Source organism: Ideonella paludis (assembly GCF_018069865.1).
GTDB lineage: Bacteria > Pseudomonadota > Gammaproteobacteria > Burkholderiales > Burkholderiaceae_C > Ideonella > Ideonella paludis.
The window spans coordinates 197,947-219,036 of record NZ_JAGQDG010000006.1 but is presented as its reverse complement, the minus strand read 5'-3'; the positions used below and the strand labels follow the sequence as shown (position 1 = coordinate 219,036).

Below are 21,090 nucleotides of genomic sequence, written 5' to 3'. Positions count from 1 at the left end.
TCAGCGTTCTCTGAAGGCCTCTTTGGCCTTGAGCAGCGGCCGCAGCACAAAGTCCAGCACGCTGCGCTGGCCGGTGTTGATCTCCACCGTGCCGGTCATGCCGGGGATCACCGGCAGCTCCTTACCTTGGGCTCGCAGGGTGGAGGTGTCGATGCTGACCAGGGCGCGGAACCAGGTGGCATCGGGCCCGCCGCCGGGTTTGTCGGGCTCGCCCAGAGCGTCAGGGCTGATGGACTCGACGGTGCCGGTCAGGCCGCCATAGAGGTTGAACTCATAGGCCGAGAGCTTCATGGTGGCGGTTTGGCCCACCCGCACAAAGCCGATGTCTGCAGGCTTGACCTTGGCCTCGACCAGCAAGCGCGCGGTTTTGGGCACGATCTCCATGATGGGCGCGCCCGGCCCCACCACGCCGCCCAAGGTGTTGGCGCGGATGTTCTTGACCAGGCCATCCACGGGCGAGTTGAGCACCGTGCGCTTGACCACGTCTTCACGGGCCACCATTTGTTCTTCCAACTGCGCCAGCTCCGCCTGCACCTTGAGCAGCTCGGTGCTGGCCTCTTGGCGAAAGCGGTTGGCGCGCTCCAGCGACTGCTGGCGCATGTCATTGATCTGGCGCTTCAGGCGCATCACTTCCACATCTGACATCAGGCCGCGCTCGCTCATGTGCTGGGCCACGTTCAGCTCGCGCTGCACCAGGGCAATGCTGGTTTGGTTGGCGCCGATGGCTTCGGCCAGCAAGCGGCGGCGGGCGGTGTAGGCGTCCGTTTCGGCGGCCACCAGCTTGGCCTCGCGGGCCACGTCGGCAGGGAAGCTTAAAGCGCGGCCATCTGCCTCGGCCCGCAGCCTTGCTAACGTCGCTTTGAGAGACAGCACGCGTGACGCCCCCTCGCTCTGCTGCGATTCAAAGCGCGTCGGGTCCAGCCGCGCCAAAGGCTGGCCCGCGGTGACCTGGGCGCCTTCACGCACCATCAGCTCGCGCAGGATGCCGCCCTCCAGGCTGGAGATGACTTGCTCACGCCCTTCCGGCACCACGCGGGCTTCGGTGCGGGTGATCTGCTCGACCTGGGTCATCGCCGCCCACAGCGTGATGGCGGCCACGCCCACCACGATCAGGTAAAGCGCGGCATTGGCGCCGGGGCGCGCATGCACTTGCTGCGCGGCTTTGACGGCATCCAGAAACTTCAGGTCTTCTTCCCGCACCGGGCGGTGGCGGCGGGCGCCGCTTGAGCTGCCCAACGGCCAGAAGCGCCAACGCGCCTTGGGCGGCGCGGCAGAGGAGGCGACATGCAGGGGGCGGCTGCTGGGCGGCGCCATGGCACCGCCGCCGCCCACCACGCCGTCGGCCCGGCCCGACAGCACGGCACGCCAACGCTTTTCTTTGCTCATGCGCCGGCTCCTGCGGCCTGGGCCGCCTGCGCCTTTGCCGCAGCGGCCGGGTGCGGGGCCTGGCCCGAGAGCGCCGCTAAGACCTGGGCCTTAGGCCCGTCCATCAGGATGCGGCCGTTGTCCACCACGATCAGCCGTGTGACCAGCTCTAGCACAGCGGGGCGGTGGGTCACGGCCACCAGCGTGCGTTGGCCGACCACGCTCTTGAGGCGCGAGAGGAAGGCGATCTCGGTTTGCGCGTCCATGGAGCTGGTGGGCTCGTCCATCAGCAAGATCTGCGGCGAGGTGATGAGGCAGCGCGCCAGCGCCACCAGTTGCCGCTGGCCGCCCGAGAGCAGGGCGCCGCGTTCACCCACGGGCAAGTCCCAGCCCATGGGGTGGCTGGCCACCAAGCGGTCCAGGCCGGTGAGCTGGGCCACGGTGGGCAGGTGGTGGGCCTCGGCGGCGCTGCGGTCTAGCAGCACGTTCTCGCGCAAGCTGCCGCCAAAGAGGCGCGGCTCTTGGGTGACAAAGCCGACCTTGGCGCGGAAGTCGGCGGGGTCGATCTGGCGCAGGTCAATGCCGTCCACCTCCACCCGGCCTTGGGTGGGCTGATACAGCCCGGCCAACAGGCGCAGCAGGGTCGATTTGCCACTGCCGATGCGGCCCAAGATGGCGACGCGGTCGCCGGGGTTGATGGTCAGCTCGATGTCTTGCAGCACCGTGGGGGCCAAGTCGTGCCCGGTGGGGGGGTAGGCAAAGCTGGCATGGCGCAGGGCCAGGCCGCCTTTGAGGCGCGGGCGGGCCACATAGGCACGCTGCTCGTCGCGCTCCACTGGCATTTGCATCAGCCGGTCGAGCGCCTGCATCGCCGCCTTGGCGCCTTGGTAGCGCACGGCCAGCGAGACCACACTGCCCAGCGGCGCGATGGCGCGACCGGCGAACATCACGGCGCCGATCAAGGCACCGGCGGTGATGATGCCGTCGCGGATGAGGTACACCCCCCAGACCAGCATGATCAGGGTCACGGCCTGCTGGGCCGCGCTGCTGAGGTTGTTGCTCCAACTGGAGATGGAGCGGGCCTGCAGCGAAGACGCCGCGGCCTGGGCTGTAGCAGTTTCATAGCGGTGCAGGAAGCGGCCTTGGGCACCACTGGCCTTGAGGTCTTCCAGGCCTTCCACCGTTTCCACCAGCACGGCTTGCAGGTCGGTCTGGTGGTTGAGGTTGGCCCGCATGGAGCGGCGCAGCGAGCCTTGGATGACGGCCACGATGATGAGGATGACCGGGATGGACAGCAGCAGCACCCAGCCCAGCGGCCCGCCGATCATGAAGGTCATGGCCACAAAGAGGGCGATGAAGGGCAGGTCGGACAGCGTGGCCAGCGTGGCCGAGGTGAAGAAGTCGCGCACTGTCTCAATCTGCGCCAGGTGGTGGGCATAGCCGCCGGACGATTGCGGCCGGTGCTCCATGCGCACGCCCAGGGTCTGGCGGAACAGCAGCGAGCCGATGATGAGGTCGGCCTTGCGGCCTGAGAGGTCGATCAAGTGGGCGCGGATCTGCTTGGCGGCCAGGTCCAGCAGCAAAGCCAAGGCGGCACCGGCGGCCAGCGTCCACAGCGTGACAAAGGCTTGGTGGGGGATGACCTTGTCAAACACCACCGAGGTCACCAGGCCGCCCACCATCATCATCACATTGCTGACCAGGGCGGCCAGCATGGCGGAGCGGTAGTAAGGCCCAAAGCGGCGCAGCGTGCCCCAGAGCCAATGGCTGCCGGGCTCGATCAGGGCATCGGGCTGGTCGCGCCGGGCTTGTTGGCTCAGGCGCGGGGCGGCGGCCAGCACATGGCCAAGGTATTCGTCCAGCAACTCGGCCTCGGGCACCACGCAAGTGGCGCCGCTGGCCCCGGCCAGGACGATTTCGTAATGGGTGTCGCCGCCATCGGGCGAGAAGATGCGGCGGGTGATGACGCATGCGTCTCCATCGCGCAACAAGGCGATGACGGGCAGCAGCAGGTTGGAGAGGTCTTGCAAGGGCCGCGCCAGCAACTGGGCGTGATAGCCCGCTTCTTGCAGCACGCGCACCGCTTGGTCGGGTTGCAGGCCGCCCCGCAGCGGCACGCCCGCCAGCAAGGACGCGGCGGAGCGCTCGCGGCCATGGTGGCGGGTCATCCAGAGGCAGGCTTGCAGCAGCGCGTCGGCCTCGGGGCCATCGGGCATGTCGGCGGCAGGCTGCCACAGCGGCACGCTGGAGGCCGGTGGGGCCGGCGGCTCAGGCGGCGGTGGCGTGGCTTGCTGGGGTGGTGCGACCCGCGGCGCGGCGGCGGCGGTGGCCGGCGCTGCGCTGCGAGCAGGGGCGGCCGCGGCTGGGGGCAGCGCGTCCTCTGGCGGCAGGGTGGGCACGGGCCGCGCCGGGGCAGCCGCCACGGGGGCTGACACCGCGGGTGCCGCAGCAGGCGCCCTCGGGGGCGCTGCGCCCAGGGGCTCGGCCGCGCCCGGCGCGCCGCCGTCGGCGTCGCCAGGGTCCGACAGGTCAGGGATGTCCCAGTCTTGCACTACTGCTCGTCCTGATTAAACCGGGGAGGCAGCTTGCCGGGCGGCTTGGGCCAGGGGCAGCAGGGCGTCTTCGATGTCGCGCACGCGGGCGGGCATGTCGAACAGCGCTGAGCTGCGCCCATGCTCGGCCAGATAGCGCTTGAGCGAGGTGATGCGGCCCGGGTTTTGCCCCAGGCGAATGGCGCTGCGCTCGTAGTGCGCCAAGGTGTGCGTGATCAGGTCGGGCAGGCCGGCGGCGGTGAGCAAGCTGCCGGCCATGCGCGAGATGTAGCTGCGGCCGGAGAGCGTCAAGATCGGCAGGCCCATCCACAGCGCATCGCTGGCGGTGGTGCCGGCGTTGTAGGGGAAGGTGTCCAGCATCAAGTCAGCCAGCGCAAAGCGGGCCAGATACTCCGGGGGAGAGACACGCGGCGCAAAGATCAGGCGCTCGGCCGTCACGCCATGGCTCAGCGCGCAGGCCAGCATGTTGTCGCGAGCCCAGTCGTTGTCCGCCAGCAGCCACAGCACACTGTTGGGCACGGCCTTGAGCACCCGCATCCAACTGTTGAACACCTCCTCGGTGAACTTAAAGGTGTTGTTGAAGGAGCAGTAGACAAATGCGTCCTCAGGCAGGCCATATTGGGCGCGCGTGGGTGGGGGGGCAATCTCGCGCTGCCGGTCGCTGACCTGATAGCAGTGCGGCACATGCAAGGGCCGCTCGGTGTGGAAGGGCTCCAGCTCGGGCGGCAGCACAAAGCGGTCGGACAAGATGTAGTCCACACCGGGGATGCCGCAGGTGCCGGGGAAGCCCAGGTAGCTGACCTGCACAGGCGCTGGGCGCTGCACCAAGATGCCGGGGCGCGCGCCGTTGGTCAGGCCTTGCAGGTCGATGAGGATGTCCACGCCGAGGCTGGTGATCAGCCGCGCGGCACTGGTGTCGTCGAGGTGGCCAATGCGCACATGGTGATCTAAGGCTTTGACCAGGCGCGCGCGCTGCGGCGTGCCATCGTCCTTGCTCCAGCAAAAACCATAGACCTCAAAGCGCTCGCGGTCGTGCAGCTCCAGCAGCTCAGGGGTGAGCAGGCCGACGGCATGCAGGCAGAGGTCGCCGCTGAGGTAGCCGATCTTGATCTTGCCCTCGCGCTTGGGCCCCAGGCTGTGCAGGGGCACGGCAGGCGGGGCGGGCAGGCGGTCGTGCACAAAGCGCTGTGCGGCCAGCAATTGCAAGGCCGGGTCATCGCTGGCGCCCAGCATGGCCAAGGGCGAGGTGCCCAAGAGCAACTGGTTGCGCGTGACTTGGGCCACTGGCTGCCACACCGGCCACTCACACTGCTTTTGGCGGATGTGGACGTAATGCTGCAGCACGTCGAACTGCGCGGCCTTGAGGCCCAGGCTCTTGACCATCAGCGCTTCTGAGTGGTCAAAGCGGCGCAAGGTCTCGGTGAGCCGCGCCATATTGTTCAAGGCATGCAGGCGCAGGGTGAGGGCGTCGTGGTGGGTGTCGGCCGTGGTGTCCACCACAGCTTGCCACTGCGCCAAGGCCTCTTCGGGCTGGCCTTTGCGCTCCAGCGCATGGCCCAGGTTCAGGCGCGCCTGCTGAAAGTTCGGGTAGAGCGCCAGGGCTTGCCGGTAAGCGGTTTCCGCCTCATCGTCGCGCTGCAAGGCCGCCAGCAGCGTGCCTTGGTTGAAGCAGGCCACATGGCGCAAGGGCGCATCGTTGTGGGCCAGCCATTCGCCATAGAGCAGCACGGCCTGGGTCGCCTGACCTTGGGTCTGCCAGGTCTGAGCCAAGTCCAGCAGCTCATTGAGGGGCATCTGCCCGGCGCGGGCGCGCTGCAGCGCTGCCGCTTGCAGGGCGTCCGGCGCGGCCGGGCTGGCAGGGGTGCTGGCGGGGGCGGGAAGGGTGGATGTGGTGCTCATGGGGAGAATTCGCTTTCCCCAGATGCTAGGCAAGCGCCCCTTGGATGATGCGCAGAAAAGCGTCCCAAATGTCCCCAAATTCAGTCACTCACACAGGCACAGCGTTGCCTTTAGGGATTTGCAAATACTGCTTGCAAATCCGGTGAGGTGATGAATTGTTAAATGACGCTGGGCGCCATCAAAGCTGCAGGGACAAGGCGAATGAAACCCTCAGCGCGCCAGGTTTTGATTCTGCAGTAGAGGCTTGTGCCTCGGTCATTTTATAAGTGCCCAGACCTTTGGCGATATACCCCGTCAGACGCCAAGACTTCCAGGCGCTGATCCATTGAACGCCCATCGCCTTGAGCGAGTATGGTTGTTCAAATGAGGCGGATGACTGATTCTTGCTGGGGCGTATCCGGCCAGCGTCATAAAACAGGCCGGCGATCAAACCGTCGCCGAGTTTGTGATGGAGTTCAACGGAGCCGACCGCACCCTCGTCGCCCACCCCGTCTGCGCTCGTATAGGCTCGAACCCCTTGCTGTCCGCCGATGGAAAACTTGTTGTAGCTGTCCACACTTCGGCTGATTCGCTGCGCTTGAGCTTTCAATTGGCCGTACCAGTGGCCGTCGGCCGACAGCGGATGCTTGATATTGAATCCCGCCTGCACCTTGTAGTATCTGCCTTCGATCAGCGGCTCGCCCGCAAAAGCCCTGAGGTGTCCGGAGGCGAATTGGACGTTGGCGGCCACCGGGAAGCGTTGGACGCGTTCATTACTCAGCGCGAGGCTCCATCGCCATTGGTCTTCCCGTATGTCGCCCGTGGTCGCGTTGGAGGCCACCAAACTGTTCATGCTGTGCCGGGTGGCAAACTCGGTGTTGCTGAGCATGGTGAGGTCCCGCCACTGGGCCTCTTGGCGGCTGAGACCCAAGCCCAGCTCCCGAGTGCGGCCTTGGGTGGAGGCATCGCCTCCCTGGATGCTGCGGCTGCCGGAGTAGGCACTGAACACACGTGCTCTACCCCTCAAGAATGGTGTTAAAAATTCATAATCCGCAGAGAGGTGTGAAATACCTTGCGACAGCAAGGCTGTGAGTTGTGCCGAGGCGTGCGGGGTCCACCCACCCAGGGATACTCGCCCCAGGATTTGGGGTTTTCCAAATTGCCTCAGTCCGTGATTGTTGATTTGCAGCAGCACATTCTGCACCTCGCCCCATTGACGCTCTACAGCGTTCACGTGTATCACGACATCCACCAACTCTGGCCCCACCGGCTTGACAGTGGCTTCTATATTGAGGGGTAGATAAAAGCTGGCTCGATCTAAATGTTGATCCAGGCTGCCAACATCGAGGGGGCTGCCTACCAAGAGTTGTTTGGACAAAATATCGCCAAGGGCCTTGAGATCGTCTTGATCGAGCGAGTCATTGTTCGCTTCAATATGGACGGCATGAATGGTCGGGGTGGTGAGGTTCAAAATCAGGACCTCCCTGCCATCTTGAGTCAATTTGCTGGCGGCCTGCGCGAACACCAGCATCCCTTCTCGTTTGCTTTCTTCCGTCAGCCACCACCTGAACTGTTGCAGATCCTCTTGATGGACGGGTTTGCCAAGGAATTTCTGCCAGTATCTTTGGGCGGACTGGGCCAATACGGTGTGGCCTTCAATCTCCAGCTCAGCCAGATTGACGATGACCACGCCAGAGCGATGTTCAGCCCTGCTGTGTTGGGCGGTGCCCTGCGCGCGGCTCAAGGACGTGCTGTCCTCAATGGCTCTGCGGACGTCACCGACGGTAGATTGAGCCAGGGCAGGGGCGGCCGCCAGGGCTGCAGATAGGGCGCAGATCCTCCACGCGACGCGGGGCACGTCCAGGGCTTTTGCGGGCCTCAGCTGAGAGGTGTTAAGAGGCCTGCGCATGGAGCGATGGGCCTGACGGGGGCGTGGATTGGCTCACCGACTCTGGGCCGCCTTTGCAAGACGTGGACTGTCCATCGCCTTCGCTGGCTGCCCCTGGCTTGCCGTTGTCGCCGCGCGGAACGCCGGCAATGCAAACCCGTGTTCCTCCACCGGTGCTCATGCGCGATGCCGGTGTGGGATCGGTCTTTTTGGCGCTAGGAATGATCGTGGCCTGCATCACAGTGGAGCTGGGGTTGACAACATAGTTGCTGGCCATGCCGCTGGGACCGTCAGCGATGCTGAAGTTGACGGTCACCGGCTTGCCCATGCCTGCCTGTGTATCGGCAAATCTCGCTTGCGCCGATAGGGTCAATGTTTCTCCGTCCACCACGCCCTGCAAAAGGCCCACTTGCGAGACCAAAGCCGTGGTGGAGCCGTCAAAGGGCTTGTCCGCCAGCACTGTTCCGGTGACGCTGAGGGGCTTGGGCGCAATCACCAAATCGGCGTTGTGGACCGTGACGGCGTAGTTCTGGGCATCGGCGCCAGTGGCCACAAGGTTGGAGCTGTAGCTGCCGGCATTGCGGCCGCTGGCCAAGCCAGTGGCAGCGACGGTGCCGGCATTCACATCCGCGGCCACAAAGCCCGAGAGCACGGCTTCACTTTGGGTTTGGCTCTGGCCGTTGTAAGTGAGCGTGGTGGCCACACCGGTGATGCTGGCGGCCTTTTTGGCGATCACCAAATCGGCGTTATTGACCGTGACAGCGTAGTTTTGAGCATCGGCGCCGGTGACCGCCAAGTTAGAGCTGTAGCTGCCCGCATTGCGGCCGCTGGCCAGGCCCGTGGCAGCGACGGTGCCGGCGTTCACATCCGCAGCCACAAAGCCCGAGAGCACGGCTTCACTTTGGGTTTGGCTCTGGCCGTTGTAGGTCAGCGTGGTGGCCACACCGGTGACGCTGGCGGCCTTTTTGGCGATCACCAAATCGGCGTTGTTCACCGTGACGGTGTAGTTCTGGGCATCGGCGCCAGTGGCGCTCAAGTTGGAGCTGTAGCTGCCGGCATTGCGGCCGCTGGCCAAGCCCGTGGCGGCGACGGTGCCGGCGTTCACATCCGCGGCCACAAAGCCCGAGAGCACGGCTTCACTTTGGGTTTGGCTCTGGCCGTTGTAGGTGAGCGTGGTGGCCACACCGGTGATGCTGGCGGCCTTTTTGGCGATCACCAAATCGGCGTTGTTCACCGTGACGGCGTAGTTCTGGGCATCGGCGCCAGTGGCGCTCAAGTTGGAGCTGTAGCTGCCGGCATTGCGGCCGCTGGCCAAGCCCGTGGCGGCGACGGTGCCGGCGTTCACATCCGCAGCCACAAAGCCCGAGAGCAGGGCTTCACTTTGGGTTTGGCTCTGGCCGTTGTAGGTGAGCGTGGTGGCAACGCCTGTGATGCTGGCGGCCTTTTTGGCGATCACCAAATCGGCGTTGTTCACCGTGACGCTGTAGTTCTGGGCATCGGCGCCAGTGGCGCTCAAGCTGGAGCTGTAGCTGCCGGCATTGCGGCCGCTGGCCAGGCCCGTGGCGGCGACGGTGCCGGCGTTCACATCCGCAGCCACAAAGCCCGAGAGCAGGGCTTCACTTTGGGTTTGGGTCTGGCCGTTGTAGGTCAGCGTGGTGGCCACACCGGTGATGCTGGCGGCCTTTTTGGCGATCACCAAATCGGCGTTGTTCACCGTGACGGCGTAGTTCTGGGCATCGGCGCCGGTGGCGCCCAAGTTGGAGCTGTAGCTGCCGGCATTGCGGCCGCTGGCCAAGCCCGTGGCGGCGACGGTGCCGGCATTCACATCCGCGGCCACAAAACCCGAGAGCACGGCTTCACTTTGGGTTTGGCTCTGGCCGTTGTAGGTCAGCGTGGTGGCCACACCGGTGATGGTGGCGGCCTTTTTGGCGATCACCAAATCGGCGTTATTGACCGTTACAGCGTAGTTCTGGGCATCGGCGCCGGTGACCGCCAGGTTAGAGCTGTAGCTGCCCGCGTTGCGGCCGCTGGCCAAGCCCGTGGCGGCGACGGTGCCGGCGTTCACATCCGCGGCCACAAAGCCGGAGAGCACGGCTTCACTTTGGGTTTGGCTCTGGCCGTTGTAGGTGAGCGTGGTGGCCACACCGGTGATGCTGGCGGCTTTTTTGGCGATCACCAAATCGGCGTTGTGGACCGTGACAGCGTAGTTTTGAGCATCGGCGCCGGTGACCGCCAAGTTAGAGCTGTAGCTGCCCGCATTGCGGCCGGTGGCCAAGCCTGTGGCGGCGACGGTGCCGGCATTCAGATCGGCCTGCAAGAAGCCGGACAACTGCGCGGGCTGCTGAGACTGGCTCTGCCCGTTGTAGGTCAGTGTGGTGGCTATGCCGGTGATGCTGGCCGCCTTGGGCGTCAGCATCAGGGTGCTGCTGGGCGCGCCCTGGGCCGTGAAGGCGAAACCCAGTGCGGGCAGGAGGCTGGTGTCCCAGCCCAGCGCATACGCTTCTGGCGCTTGTTGGCCACCGCGCTTCACGTTTCTCAGGGCCTGCGTCGAGGCGTCCAAGGCCAACTGATCAATCACGTCGGCCTTGGCGATGCCGAAGTCATTGGCCCCCACGGCGACAGAGAAATGGCCGCTATTGCCTGGCGCCGCCTTCAGCGCGGCATGCAGCGTGCTCAGATCGGCGTTGGCTTGCAGCGTCAATCCGTTGTAGGGGCGCTCGAGGGCCACGCCGTTCAGCGCCCCCGTGACCGTCGGCGCATTTGCCTGACGAAACAGCACCTGGATGGGCGGCCCTGAAGCGATGCTGTCCCCTTCGCTTCGCAGGAAAGCGGCGTTGTGCGCTTGGCTGCTGCCAGCGTAGAACAGAGTGTCAAGCGCCGAGCTCACCATCCCCAGGTTGCCCGTGCCGACGGTGGAGCCGGTGTAGAGCCGCACCGCCCTGCCACCATTGCTGACCGCGGCGCCCGCCTGCGTCTTGATGTCGCCGCCGCTGCCATCGCCAGCCGCCGATGCGACCCCCGCGCCCAGTACGACCTGCCCGCTCAAGATATTGGTGACGGCCTTGTCGAGGAACAAGTCCCCCGAGGTGGTCACCACCTTGACGCCGTCACGGGCGGTGATGCCCTCAGCCCCCAGGGCTGTGCCGACCGTGAGGGCTTGGCCGTTGCGGAAGTCCAGTGACTTGACTTGGGCGGACAAGGTGTTGACCAGGTGAGGGGTCGAAGCGAGGGCGGCCGTGGCGTCCGTGGCGATCAGTCTCAGTTGATCGGCCCGAATCACACCCGCTGCACTGATGCTGCCGGCCCCGGCCAGGGACTCCAAGCTGAGGTGCTTGCCGCCGGTGCTTCCCACGGTGAGGTCGCTCGCCACCTCAATGGCGCCGCCAGAACGCAGGGTCAAGTGCCCGGAGCTGTCAGCGCTGGCCACGGCGCTGGCCACTTTGATGGGGCCGCCACTGGCCTGACCCACGACCAGTTGCGCGGCCGTGATGCGGTTCAACTCGCTTTGATCCAAGCCCAGCACCCGGGAGGCGGGATTGGCGCTCAAGGTGTCTGCGCTGCCCAGCTCGACCGCATTGCCGCTGAGGGTCTCCAGGCTCACGGTGCCGCTCGCGCCTGCATTGACGCTGGCGCCGTTGTTGATGAACAGGGTGTCGGCCTGGATCAGCAGATGGCGCGCGTTGCCTGCTAGCGCCAGTGACCCGTTGACCGCGCCATTGTTGGTGATGGCCACCGCCCGTTGTACCGCACTGTTGGTGCTGCCCACGAGGCTGAGGTCGCCCGTCAGGGCTTGCACTGCGCCTTGAATGACGACGCCCTGGGACGTGCTGATCGCACTGTGGGAGGAGCCATTGATGCTGATGCTGTTGCTGGCTGTCACCTGGCCTTGCAGCGTGACGCCTGCGCCGACTTGGTTATGGCCGGTGAGTCGGATGTCACCGCCACTGCTGCTGAGCGTGCCCGAGGCATAGAGCCCATTGCTGGCTGCACTGCCGGACGCAGAGGCGCCCGCCACATCGACCGTGCCAGATGCGGCCACCGTGCCGGCCAAGACCACGCCGTTGCCCAAGCTGAGCCCCGAGCCCAAGGCAATGGCCTGGCCCGCCGCAAGGCTGCCGCCATAGGCCTGACCCAGGCTGATCGGCGCGGAGCTGCTGCTGGCGTCGGCGATCAAGCTGGTGCGCCCTGCGCCGCTGTTGTCAACCGTGACTTGACCTGCCGTCCAGGTGGTGCCGCCGTTTTGGAGAATCTGACCTCCATTGGCGAGTACTTGAAGCCCACGGCTGCCCACATCAATCGCGCCGGTGGTGATCAAGGCCGCGCCGCTTGAGCCCATGGGGTTTTGCGCCAACAGCCGGGTGTCACCCCAGCCCGACAAAGCGCCGACGGACAGGCCCACCTCATTGGTGGCACTGTTGGCAATGGCTGCTGCTGTGCCGGTCAAGGACAGCGTGCCTGGGCTGCCCGCGCTGCTGGTGATGGCGCCAACGAGCTTCAGGCCGTGGGCCGCCCCGGCGTTCGTCGCCCGCCCGGTATAGCTGCCCTCCATGCTGACCGAGCTGCCATCGGCGACGTTCAGTGCGCCATTCAGCGTGATGCCGCTGGAGGTGAACCCGGTGGCAATGCCCAACGGGGAGGTACTGCCGCTGAAGCTGAGCGCACCGCCGCTGTGATGGAGGGTGGCGCTGCTGAGGATGCCGTCGCTGGAGCGGGAGCTGCCCACCCAGTTGACTGTGCCCGAGGTGTTGACCGTGCCCTGGGTCAAGATGCCGCGGGCCACTTGCCCGCTGTTGACATAGGCGCTATAGGCACTGCTGTCACCTTCGATGCGCAGTGTGCTCGCGCTGCCGAGGGTGACGGTGGCGGAGCTGTTCTCGCCGACCAGCAGGGCACTGCTGGAGCCATATTGCGTGGGCGCGTAACTTCCTTTGAGCAAGTTGCTGCCTGAGGCACTGGTGCCTGCAATCTGGGTGCCGTTGACCAAGCGCAGGCCGGTGGCCGAGTTGTTCCAGCCGGTGGGCGCGGCTTCACCTTGGAGGCTGAAATTGCCAGCCTGGATCAGGCCGGAGAGGCTTGCACCCATCCAGCCCGTTGGTGAATTGGAGGGGGATGCCGTCACGCCCAGAACGTGCAAATAGCCGCTGGCGGTGAAGCCTCGGCTGTCGGCCAGGTTGATGCCTGTGGTGCCTTGCGCGGCCCCGTTGCCCTTGGTGATGGCGCCTGTCCCTGGGTCAATGCTGCCGCCGTTGGCGATGGAGGCACCGCTTGTGCCACCACTGCCAATGACGGCCGTCCCCGCGCCGATGGCCATGCCCGCGCCGGTGTTGTCGAGGGTGATGTTGCGCCCGGTGACGGCCTTGGAGAGGGTGCCTGGATACAGGTTGTTGAAATGGATGCCACCGCGGTTGGCCTGGACCAGCACGTCAGCACTGGCCGCACCAGTCCCGTCGATGGAGCGCAGGCTGACATTGCCATTGAGCCCACCGTTCATGGTGGTGGGGTTGGAGTAGAAGTAAATGGCGGTGACGCTGGGGTTGAGGGCTTCAGCCTGCACGACCACATGGCCCACCGCGCGGGCTTGCAAGCCTGAGCCCACGTAAATGGTGTTGGAGGTGTTGCTGCTGGAAGCTCGGCTGTTGCCCCGCAGGGTGAGGTTTCTGCCCGCTGTCATGCTGACCGCCTGAGACCCCCAGCCGCTCTCAGCCAAGCTGATCGCTGGCCCGCTGCCTGCGCCCTTGAGCGTGCCGGTCAGCGTGATGTCGCGGCTGGCGGTGAAGGTGGAGACCGAGGGGTAGCGCTGGATCAGCAGCGGCGTGCTGCTCTCACCAGCTTGGTTTTCGGCCACACCGGTGATCAGGATGTCGCGGGCGGTCAGCGTGGCCGCGTTGTGGATTTGGATGCCCTTGCCCACCGCGTTAGTGGGGCCAGCATTGGCATTGCCGCTGGTGCTGGCATAGGTGGTGCCACTCAAGACGATGTCTCCGCCCTTCGCAGACAGCGTGGCACCGTTGATGAACAGGCCTCGGCTCAAGGCCCGCTCGGCGGCGCTCATGGTGCCCACGGGCTTGCCGTAGGTCTGTCCATTCGCGGTCAGGTTGATGTTGAGCGTGCCGGTGGAGCCCCCGGTGGCTGTGATGTTGGCATTGACCGTCAGGCCGTTGTCGGCGGTGAGGCTCAGGCTGGCATCGCTGCCGCTGGTTTTGGTGATGGCTGAGGACACCAAGATATTGCCTTCGCCCGGGTTGGCGGCGGTGTAGGGGACGCTGCTGGCAGAGGTGCTGACGCCGTTGGTGGTGTGGATCACCACGTTGGCCCCGGCATTCAGAGCGTTGGATACGTCTGTCGCTGAGACTTTGGAGTAGCCAGTCGTGGGCGTTGCGGCGTTGGTGATGTCGATGTTGTCCGGGTCAAGCAACCACGTGCCCGCGTTCACCTGGGTCTGGCCCGTGATGAGGTGGCGCCCTGAGGTTTCGACCAAGCCGCCGGGGCTGGCCAGGTGGGCGCCGCTGACATCGGTGTGAGCGGCCAGGACCTGGGTCTCCTTGTCGCGCCCGATGTAGATGTCTCCCCCGGCGGGGGCTGTGCGGGTCGAGTCGCCCCTTGCACTGACGGCCCTGATGTGGCCATCGACCCGAATCTCCCCGCTGTCGGCCAGCAAATGCACCGCCCCGGCTTGTGCCGCCGAGGTGTCGATACCGCCGCTTTGCACAATGCGGGCCACCGCATTTTGAAGGGCAGCCGCCTGCATATACACCTGCCCGCCTTGCGTGACGATGGTGCCCGTGGGGCTGTTGGCCACCTGTGCCTGGAGCTGCGCTGGGGTAATGGCCAGCTTGATGCGGCCGCTGTGGCTCAAGGGCAGGTGAATCGCCTGCGCGGCAGCCAGGAGTGCGGCCCCTCCCTGGGTCTCAATGCGCCCCTCATTGCTGACGCTGGCCCCCAGCAAGGCCACATAGCCGCCCTGGGTCTTGATCAGGCCTTGGTTGCGCAGTTCAGCGGGCTTGCCCTGTTGCTCAAAGCGCATCTCACCGGAGAGAAAGCTGGCGTCCGTGAGGCCCAAGGTGCTGGCCGTAAAGCCGGTGGCGCTGACACTGCCGTCTTTGCCAAAGAACACGCCGTTGGGATTGACCAGCACCACCCGGCCATTGGCCTGGAGTTGCCCCAAGATGGTGCTGGCCTCAGCGCCGACCACGCGGTTGAGCAGGACGGAGGTGGTCGAAGGCTGCTGAACCTCTACGCGCGAGCCTGCAGCAATGTTGAAACTCTGCCAGTTCACGATGGCTTTGTCGCTGCCCTGCACGATATTCAGCCGCGTGGGGCTGCTCTGGCCGACCACGACCTGCCCATGCTGGACCGACGCGCCGGTGGGCAGGCCTTGAGCCCAGGCGATCTGGCAGCACAGGCAAGCCGCCGTCAAGGCGCCCACAAAAGACGCGCACCGCTGCGCGCTGCTGGGCGCAGCGGACTGCCCCGACGCCTGTGAACCAGCGATCCCAATGACGTGTTCTGCGACCGCCACCCAGCACCCGGTTCGGCGAGAAAACACCTTCTTAAAGCACTTGACATTCATGTGTACGGTTTCCTGTCCCGGCAACAGGTTTGCATTGCAAGCAAGGTCATTGCGGTGCCATGGTTGAAGCCAGCGCCAAGCCCAGCACCGAGGCCAGAGAGTCGACCTTAGTCCGGGGTATCGCTATCTTCGGTAGGGCCCGCCGCCGAGTTGAGTGCATGCCAAGGCGCGGGCGGGCTTACGCCGCTCAAAAGCCGTGACGCAGGGGATAATTCACGTTTCGACTGCTGCTCGATGAGCACCACGGCGGCCCGGCGCCGTCCTCCAAACGCGCGACACACCGTCCGCACATTGCCCGCCACCATGCGACTCGCCGATATCCGCCGCCGACTGGCCGACCTGGGCGCTGCCCCTGTGCACGAACAGCGTTTGCTGCGCCCCTGGGTGCAGGCCTTGCCGATGGAATCGGCCAAGAAGCCCTTGCAGACCTTTTTGCCCAAGGCGGTGTTCCAAGCCCTGCCTGGCTTGCTGGCCGAGTGGGAGGGCTTGGCGCGCTTGCACTCTGTCCACCCCGGTGAAGATGGCGAGCGCCTGCTGGTGGCGCTGGCCTCTGGCCAAACGGTGGAGAGCGTGCTGCTGCCGCGCGGCGGCTTGTGCGTGTCCACCCAAGTCGGCTGCGCGGTGGGCTGCCGCTTTTGCATGACGGGCAAAGACGGCCTGATCGCACAGGTGGGCAGCGCCGAGATCGTGGCCCAAGTGGTGCTGGCCCGCCGCCGCCGGGCGGTCAGCAAGGTGGTTTTCATGGGCATGGGCGAGCCCGCTCACAACCTGGACAATGTGCTGGAGGCCATTGAGTTCTTGGGCACGCTGGGCAATATCGGCCACAAGAATTTGGTGTTCTCAACGGTGGGCGATGAGCGTGCTTTTGAGCGCCTGCCGCTGGGCATCGTCAAGCCGGCCCTGGCGCTCTCGCTGCACACCAGCCGGGCTGATTTGCGGGCCGAGCTGCTGCCCCGTGCCCCGCGCCTCAGCCCAGAAGAGCTGGTGGAGCGGGCCGATGACTACGGCCGCGCCACGGGCTACCCCGTGCAGGTGCAATGGACGCTGATTGACGGCGTCAATGACACGCCCGAAGAGGTGGAAGGCATCACCCGGCTGCTCAGTGGCCGCTATGCGGTGCTCAACCTGATTCCCTACAACAGCGTGCCAGAGCTGCCTTACCGCCGCCCAGCCTGGGAGAAGGCCGCGGCGATGGCCCGCACCCTGCACCAGCGCGGCATCTTGACCAAGCTGCGTCACTCGGCGGGGCAGGATGTGGACGGTGGTTGCGGCCAATTGCGGGCACGGCAGTTGCCGAGTGCTGGCGTGATACCCATCAGGGTGCTTTGAGCTGGCGCAAAAGCACTGTTTTTTGACGCTGCCAAGACCGATCACGATTTACGCCTGCGGGTAATCTGCCGATACCGAAGGGAGATGGCCAGTTCTCAGAAGCCATCCGCGCCGGGGCAAGTGGTTTTGCTCGCGCAGCTGAAAGGTCAAGATGCAGTCGTTGAGAAAGGTATCCATTGGGGCGCGCCTGACGGTGCTGATCGGCATTTTGTTGAGCATGATGCTCGTGGTGGCAGGCACTTCCCTGTGGCGCATGAGCAGCCTGAACCAAGACATGGCCTCGCTGTACAGCGGACGGGTGGTGCCCTTGACTCAGCTCAAGGTCGTGGCAGACAGCTATGCCGTGGCCATCGTGGACGCCGCTCACAAGGTGCGCGATGGCGCCATGCCCTCCGACAAAGCGATTGCCGCCATCGAGCAGGCCCGCAAGGACATCAACAGCGCTTGGACGGCCTACGCGCAGCTGCCCAAAGAGGGCGACGAAGTGGCGCTGGCCAACGCTGCGGCGGCGCTGATCCAGACGGCCGACAAAACCACCGAAGAAGAGATTCGCCTGATGAAGGCCGACGACCGCGTCGCCTTGGCCCAGTTTGCGGCCACGGCGCTGTATCCGGCCATCGACCCGGTCAGCGATGCCGTCAGCAAGCTGGTGGAGTTTCAGCTCAAGGACGCCAAACTGGACTTCGAGCATGGCCAAGAGGTGTTCACCACCGCCATGTGGCGCGTCAGCGCCATGCTCTTGGTGGCTGTGCTGTTTGGCGCCACGGCAGCGGTGCTGGTGACGCGCTCCATCACAGGCCCGATGGCCGAGGCTGTGGATGTGGCGCGGGCGGTGGCCTCGGGCGATTTGAACGTCAGAGTCGCCGCACAGGGCCGGGATGAATCCGCCCAAATGCTGCAGGCACTCTCCGACATGACGCGTGGCTTGGCCACCGTGGTGGGCGATGTGCGCCACAGCGCAGACAGTATCGCGACGGGGGCCGCACAGATTGCCGCGGGTAACGCGGACCTGAGCCAGCGCACTGAAGAGCAGGCGGCCAACCTGGAGCAAACGGCCGCTGCCATGGAGCAGCTCAGCTCTACCGTCAAACACAATGCCGACACCGCCCAACAAGCCAATCAACTGGCAGTGTCCGCCAGCGAGGTCGCCATGCGCGGGGGCGCCGTGGTGGACCAGGTGGTCAGCACGATGGGCGAAATCAGTGCCAGCTCGAAGAAGATCGGCGAGATCATCGCCACCATTGATGGCATTGCCTTCCAGACCAATATCTTGGCCTTGAACGCCGCCGTCGAAGCCGCCCGCGCGGGCGAGCAAGGCCGTGGCTTTGCCGTGGTGGCCAGCGAGGTGCGCAGCCTCGCGCAACGCAGTGCGGAGGCCTCCAAAGAAATCCGCACGCTCATCAGCGGTAGCGTCGAGAAGGTCGAGGCCGGCTCACGCCTGGTGGGCGATGCCGGCACCACCATGACTGAGATCGTCTCCCATGTGCGCCGCGTGGCGGACTTGATTGGTGAGATCAGTCATGCCTCGTCCGAGCAAACCACCGGCATCGGTCAGGTGAGTGACGCGGTCGGCCAACTCGACCACGTCACTCAACAGAATGCCGCCTTGGTGGAACAAAGCGCGGCAGCCGCTGAAAGCCTGAGCCACCAGGCCGTCAAATTGCAGGCTGCGGTGCAGCAGTTTCAGTTGGCTTGATCCCACGGCGTGGCCCGGCACTGCTCAAGCACCTTGTGGCACCGGGTTGAGCTTGGCGCGTTGCATGGTCATGCACAAAGACGCCAATAGATGAGCGGAATCGGCCGGCTTGGTGATGCACAGGACATGCTCCAAGCCGGGCTTGTCACTCAGATTGTCAGACTCTCCGCTGAGGATCATCATGGGCGTGCCGGGCCATGAGGCATTCAGCTCCGTCATGACATCGATGGCCGTTGCGCCATCGGGCAGGCTGAAGTCGCTGATCACTGCATCGGGTTGCCGCTCCAGGCTTTGTATGCCATTGACCGCCGAGAGGTAATCCGAGTAGCTCTCCAGCCGCGCGCCGTAGTCCTGGAGCAATGTGCACAAGGAGAGGCGAACCAGCGGATCATCTTCAATCACCAGCACATAGCGTCCCCGCAGCAAATCAACATCAGGGCGTGACATCGAGGCTGATTCGACCTCGAAGCCCCGGGCAAGGGAGGCGGAACTGGCTTCTGCCATTCGGGGCAGGGTCACACTCACCGTGGTGCCGCGGCCGACCTCAGAGTGGATGCGCAGTTGATGCCCTGGCAAGAGAGCGATGAGTCGTGCCACGATGGCCAAACCCAGCCCAACGCCCCGATCGATAGAGAAGGCGCTTTTTTGAATCTGCATGAAGGGGCGCCATATCTCGCCGGACTCAATGGCCTCTGCGGGTATGCCAACGCCGTTGTCAGCCACATGCACGGTCACATTGGAGTCCGTGGCCTCCAACGTGATAGACACGTAGCGCACAGAATCCAAGTGTCGGCTTCGATACTTGATGCTGTTGCTGATCAGATTTCCGATGATGCGCAGCAGGACCTGAAAATCACTTTGGATGTGGTACTGGGCATCCGTCTGAATGATGAGATCGACATCCGCGGCTTGGGCGTGAGGTTGCCAAACGAATTGAATGTTCTGCAGCAGCTTTGACACACTGACCGCTTGTGTTTGTATGCTGATCGCCTCGGATTGAATTTTCGTGTACTCCAGAATGGAGGCGAGCTGATCCTTGATGACGCTGATGGCCTTGCTGCAGAACTCAGATAACTCATGCGCGCGTGCATCGTCCTGCGCATGGATGGCTCGGGAGAGCGAGATATTGAACGCCTCAAGGGCCTGTATAGGTTGGCGTAAGTCGTGAACGGCACTTCCCAAGAATCTGGCTTGCTCAATCTCTTTGAGCTTGATGTCGCGGCTGATTTGGTCTTGCAACTCCAACAGTCGCAACCGGTCATGCTCTGACTCAGCATGAGCGATGCGAATCTCCTCATTGGCTTTGGCCAGTCGCTTCCGGGCCATAAAGCCTCGTCTGGCCTCGGTTTCAATCACCCACGCCACGAGACAGCCCCAGAGCAGGCCGAGAATGAGCAGCAAGACCACGGAGGTGGTGTCGGCTGATACTTGTCCCAGGTTGGCGTTCGACTGATGCGTCAGGGTGGCGCACAGGTAAATGCTGGCGACCACCGCAGGAAACGACAGCACGGCAGGTCTGAAATGCAAACCAAAGCAGCAGTAGGCCGCTGAGATCACCACCAAAATCCCATTCGGAAAATAGACAGGGACGTAGTTGGGTGGAACGGTCAATGCCCAGTAAAACAGGCAGGCCTCCGTCAATACCAAGGATGCAATGATGATGACGTTGAGGGTTGAGATTCTGGTTTTGGGTAAATCGGTCTTGAAGGCGATGTAATAGAAGATCGAAAACCACACGAACATGGCCAGTCGCATGGGAACCAGGGCGTAGACGATGGCCTTGAATTGAGTGTCCTGATGGGCCAGGTAGAAGTCCCAGGGGATCAGGCATATCCAGAGCAGCATGCAGCCGAGCGTGGCGACTTTTCGGACAGGCTTCCAGCTTTCATCAAAACTCAAGCGGAACTCATGCTCCAGCGCGGCTTCAAATTTTGGAGGAATGAATGTTTTGAGCATGGGTCATCAGGCCGAAAAGGTGTGCTCAGTCGGCTAAAAGCCTGTGGTCTGATGGGCTTGCACGCCGCCCGTCTGCGTCGCGGCCACTCCCTGATGTCGGGCTGTACCTCGGGCAGGCTCCTCGACCCTGTCTAGGCGCACTGGCTGGCCCCCATCGACCAGCGCGACATCTGTTGCGCCTCGTCCCGCACTGGATCCACAACTCAACTGCTTCATGCCCGATATCGTCGCAGTTGTCTCGCAAGTCGGGTAGATGATTTGCCCGGGGGGCAGCATTCCTGGCCTGCGCCTCGGCGCCTGCCCAGGCGTGCAGCAACGAATTCGTCGCTCAAGATCCTCGTTGGGCTGCTTCAATCGCAGCCACATCGATCTTGCCCATGGTCATCATCGCGTCAAAGACGCGTTTGGCCACGGCCGGGTTCGGGTCGTGAAGCGCCTGCATCAAGACCCTGGGCGTGATCTGCCATGACACGCCCCATTGGTCTTTGCACCACCCGCAAGCGCTGGCTTGGCCGCCGTGCCCGATGAGGGCGTCCCAATAACGGTCCGTTTCTTCCTGGTCCTCGGTGGCGACCTGGAAGGAGAACGACTCCGTCTGTTTGAAGGCCGGGCCCCCATTGAGGCCCATGCACGGGATGCCCAAGACCGTGAAGTTCACCGTCAGCACCTGGCCTTGCTGGCCCGATGGGTAGTCCCCCGGCGCGTGCAGCACGCCGTCCACTGAAGAATTTGGAAACGTGGCCGCATAGAAGCGAGCAGCTTCTTCAGCGTCTTTGTCATACCAAATGCAAATGGTGTTCTTGGCGATGGGGGACATGTGCAGGCTCCTCGTGGCTTGTGTCAGGGCGTGATGATG

The 21,090-nt window shown here is 64.4% G+C and carries 9 protein-coding genes; 2 read left to right on the top strand and 7 right to left on the bottom strand.

Annotation, left to right across the window (positions count from 1 at the left end; translation table 11 throughout):
* The 5 genes from KAK11_RS16260 to KAK11_RS16240 all read right to left on the bottom strand — a co-directional run bounded on the left by KAK11_RS16260 (nt 1) and on the right by KAK11_RS16240 (nt 15,253).
* Complete coding sequence (locus tag KAK11_RS16260) at nt 1–1,386, bottom strand: HlyD family type I secretion periplasmic adaptor subunit (protein ID WP_210810284.1); 1,386 nt, start codon at nt 1,384–1,386, stop codon at nt 1–3.
* Nucleotides 1,383–3,917 carry a type I secretion system permease/ATPase gene (locus tag KAK11_RS16255; protein WP_210810283.1) on the bottom strand — a complete coding sequence of 845 codons (2,535 nt, stop codon included), beginning with the start codon at nt 3,915–3,917 and terminating at the stop codon, nt 1,383–1,385. The genes KAK11_RS16260 and KAK11_RS16255 overlap by 4 nt, the downstream gene beginning before the upstream one ends.
* A 15-nt stretch (nt 3,918–3,932) precedes the next feature.
* A complete protein-coding gene (locus KAK11_RS16250; RefSeq protein ID WP_210810281.1) occupies nt 3,933–5,816 on the bottom strand; it encodes an O-linked N-acetylglucosamine transferase, SPINDLY family protein in 1,884 nt (627 codons plus the stop codon).
* Nucleotides 5,817–5,994: 178 nt separating this feature from the next.
* Nucleotides 5,995–7,539 carry a ShlB/FhaC/HecB family hemolysin secretion/activation protein gene (locus KAK11_RS16245; RefSeq protein ID WP_210810280.1) on the bottom strand — a complete coding sequence of 515 codons (1,545 nt, stop codon included), beginning with the start codon at nt 7,537–7,539 and terminating at the stop codon, nt 5,995–5,997.
* A gap of 148 nt (nt 7,540–7,687) precedes the next feature.
* The gene (locus KAK11_RS16240) at nt 7,688–15,253 is read right to left on the bottom strand and encodes a two-partner secretion domain-containing protein (protein ID WP_210810279.1); all 7,566 of its coding nucleotides are present in this window, start codon (nt 15,251–15,253) and stop codon (nt 7,688–7,690) included.
* 303 nt (nt 15,254–15,556) lie between these two features.
* Between KAK11_RS16240 and KAK11_RS16235 the strand changes: the two genes are divergently transcribed.
* Both KAK11_RS16235 and KAK11_RS22235 read left to right on the top strand, forming a co-directional pair.
* A complete protein-coding gene (locus tag KAK11_RS16235; protein WP_210810278.1) occupies nt 15,557–16,582 on the top strand; it encodes an RNA methyltransferase in 1,026 nt (341 codons plus the stop codon).
* A 151-nt stretch (nt 16,583–16,733) separates the two neighbouring features.
* Nucleotides 16,734–18,278, top strand: a complete 1,545-nt coding sequence (locus tag KAK11_RS22235) for a methyl-accepting chemotaxis protein (protein WP_210810276.1) — start codon at nt 16,734–16,736, stop codon at nt 18,276–18,278.
* 24 nt (nt 18,279–18,302) lie between these two features.
* On the opposite strand, the gene KAK11_RS16225 is transcribed toward KAK11_RS22235, so the two are convergent.
* Together KAK11_RS16225 and KAK11_RS16220 are read right to left on the bottom strand one after the other, a co-directional pair.
* On the bottom strand, nt 18,303–20,234 hold the full coding sequence (locus KAK11_RS16225) for an ATP-binding response regulator (protein ID WP_210810275.1): 1,932 nt from the start codon (nt 20,232–20,234) through the stop codon (nt 18,303–18,305).
* A 328-nt stretch (nt 20,235–20,562) separates the two neighbouring features.
* A complete protein-coding gene (locus KAK11_RS16220; RefSeq protein ID WP_210810274.1) occupies nt 20,563–21,051 on the bottom strand; it encodes a VOC family protein in 489 nt (162 codons plus the stop codon).
* Nucleotides 21,052–21,090: the final 39 nt, after the last annotated feature.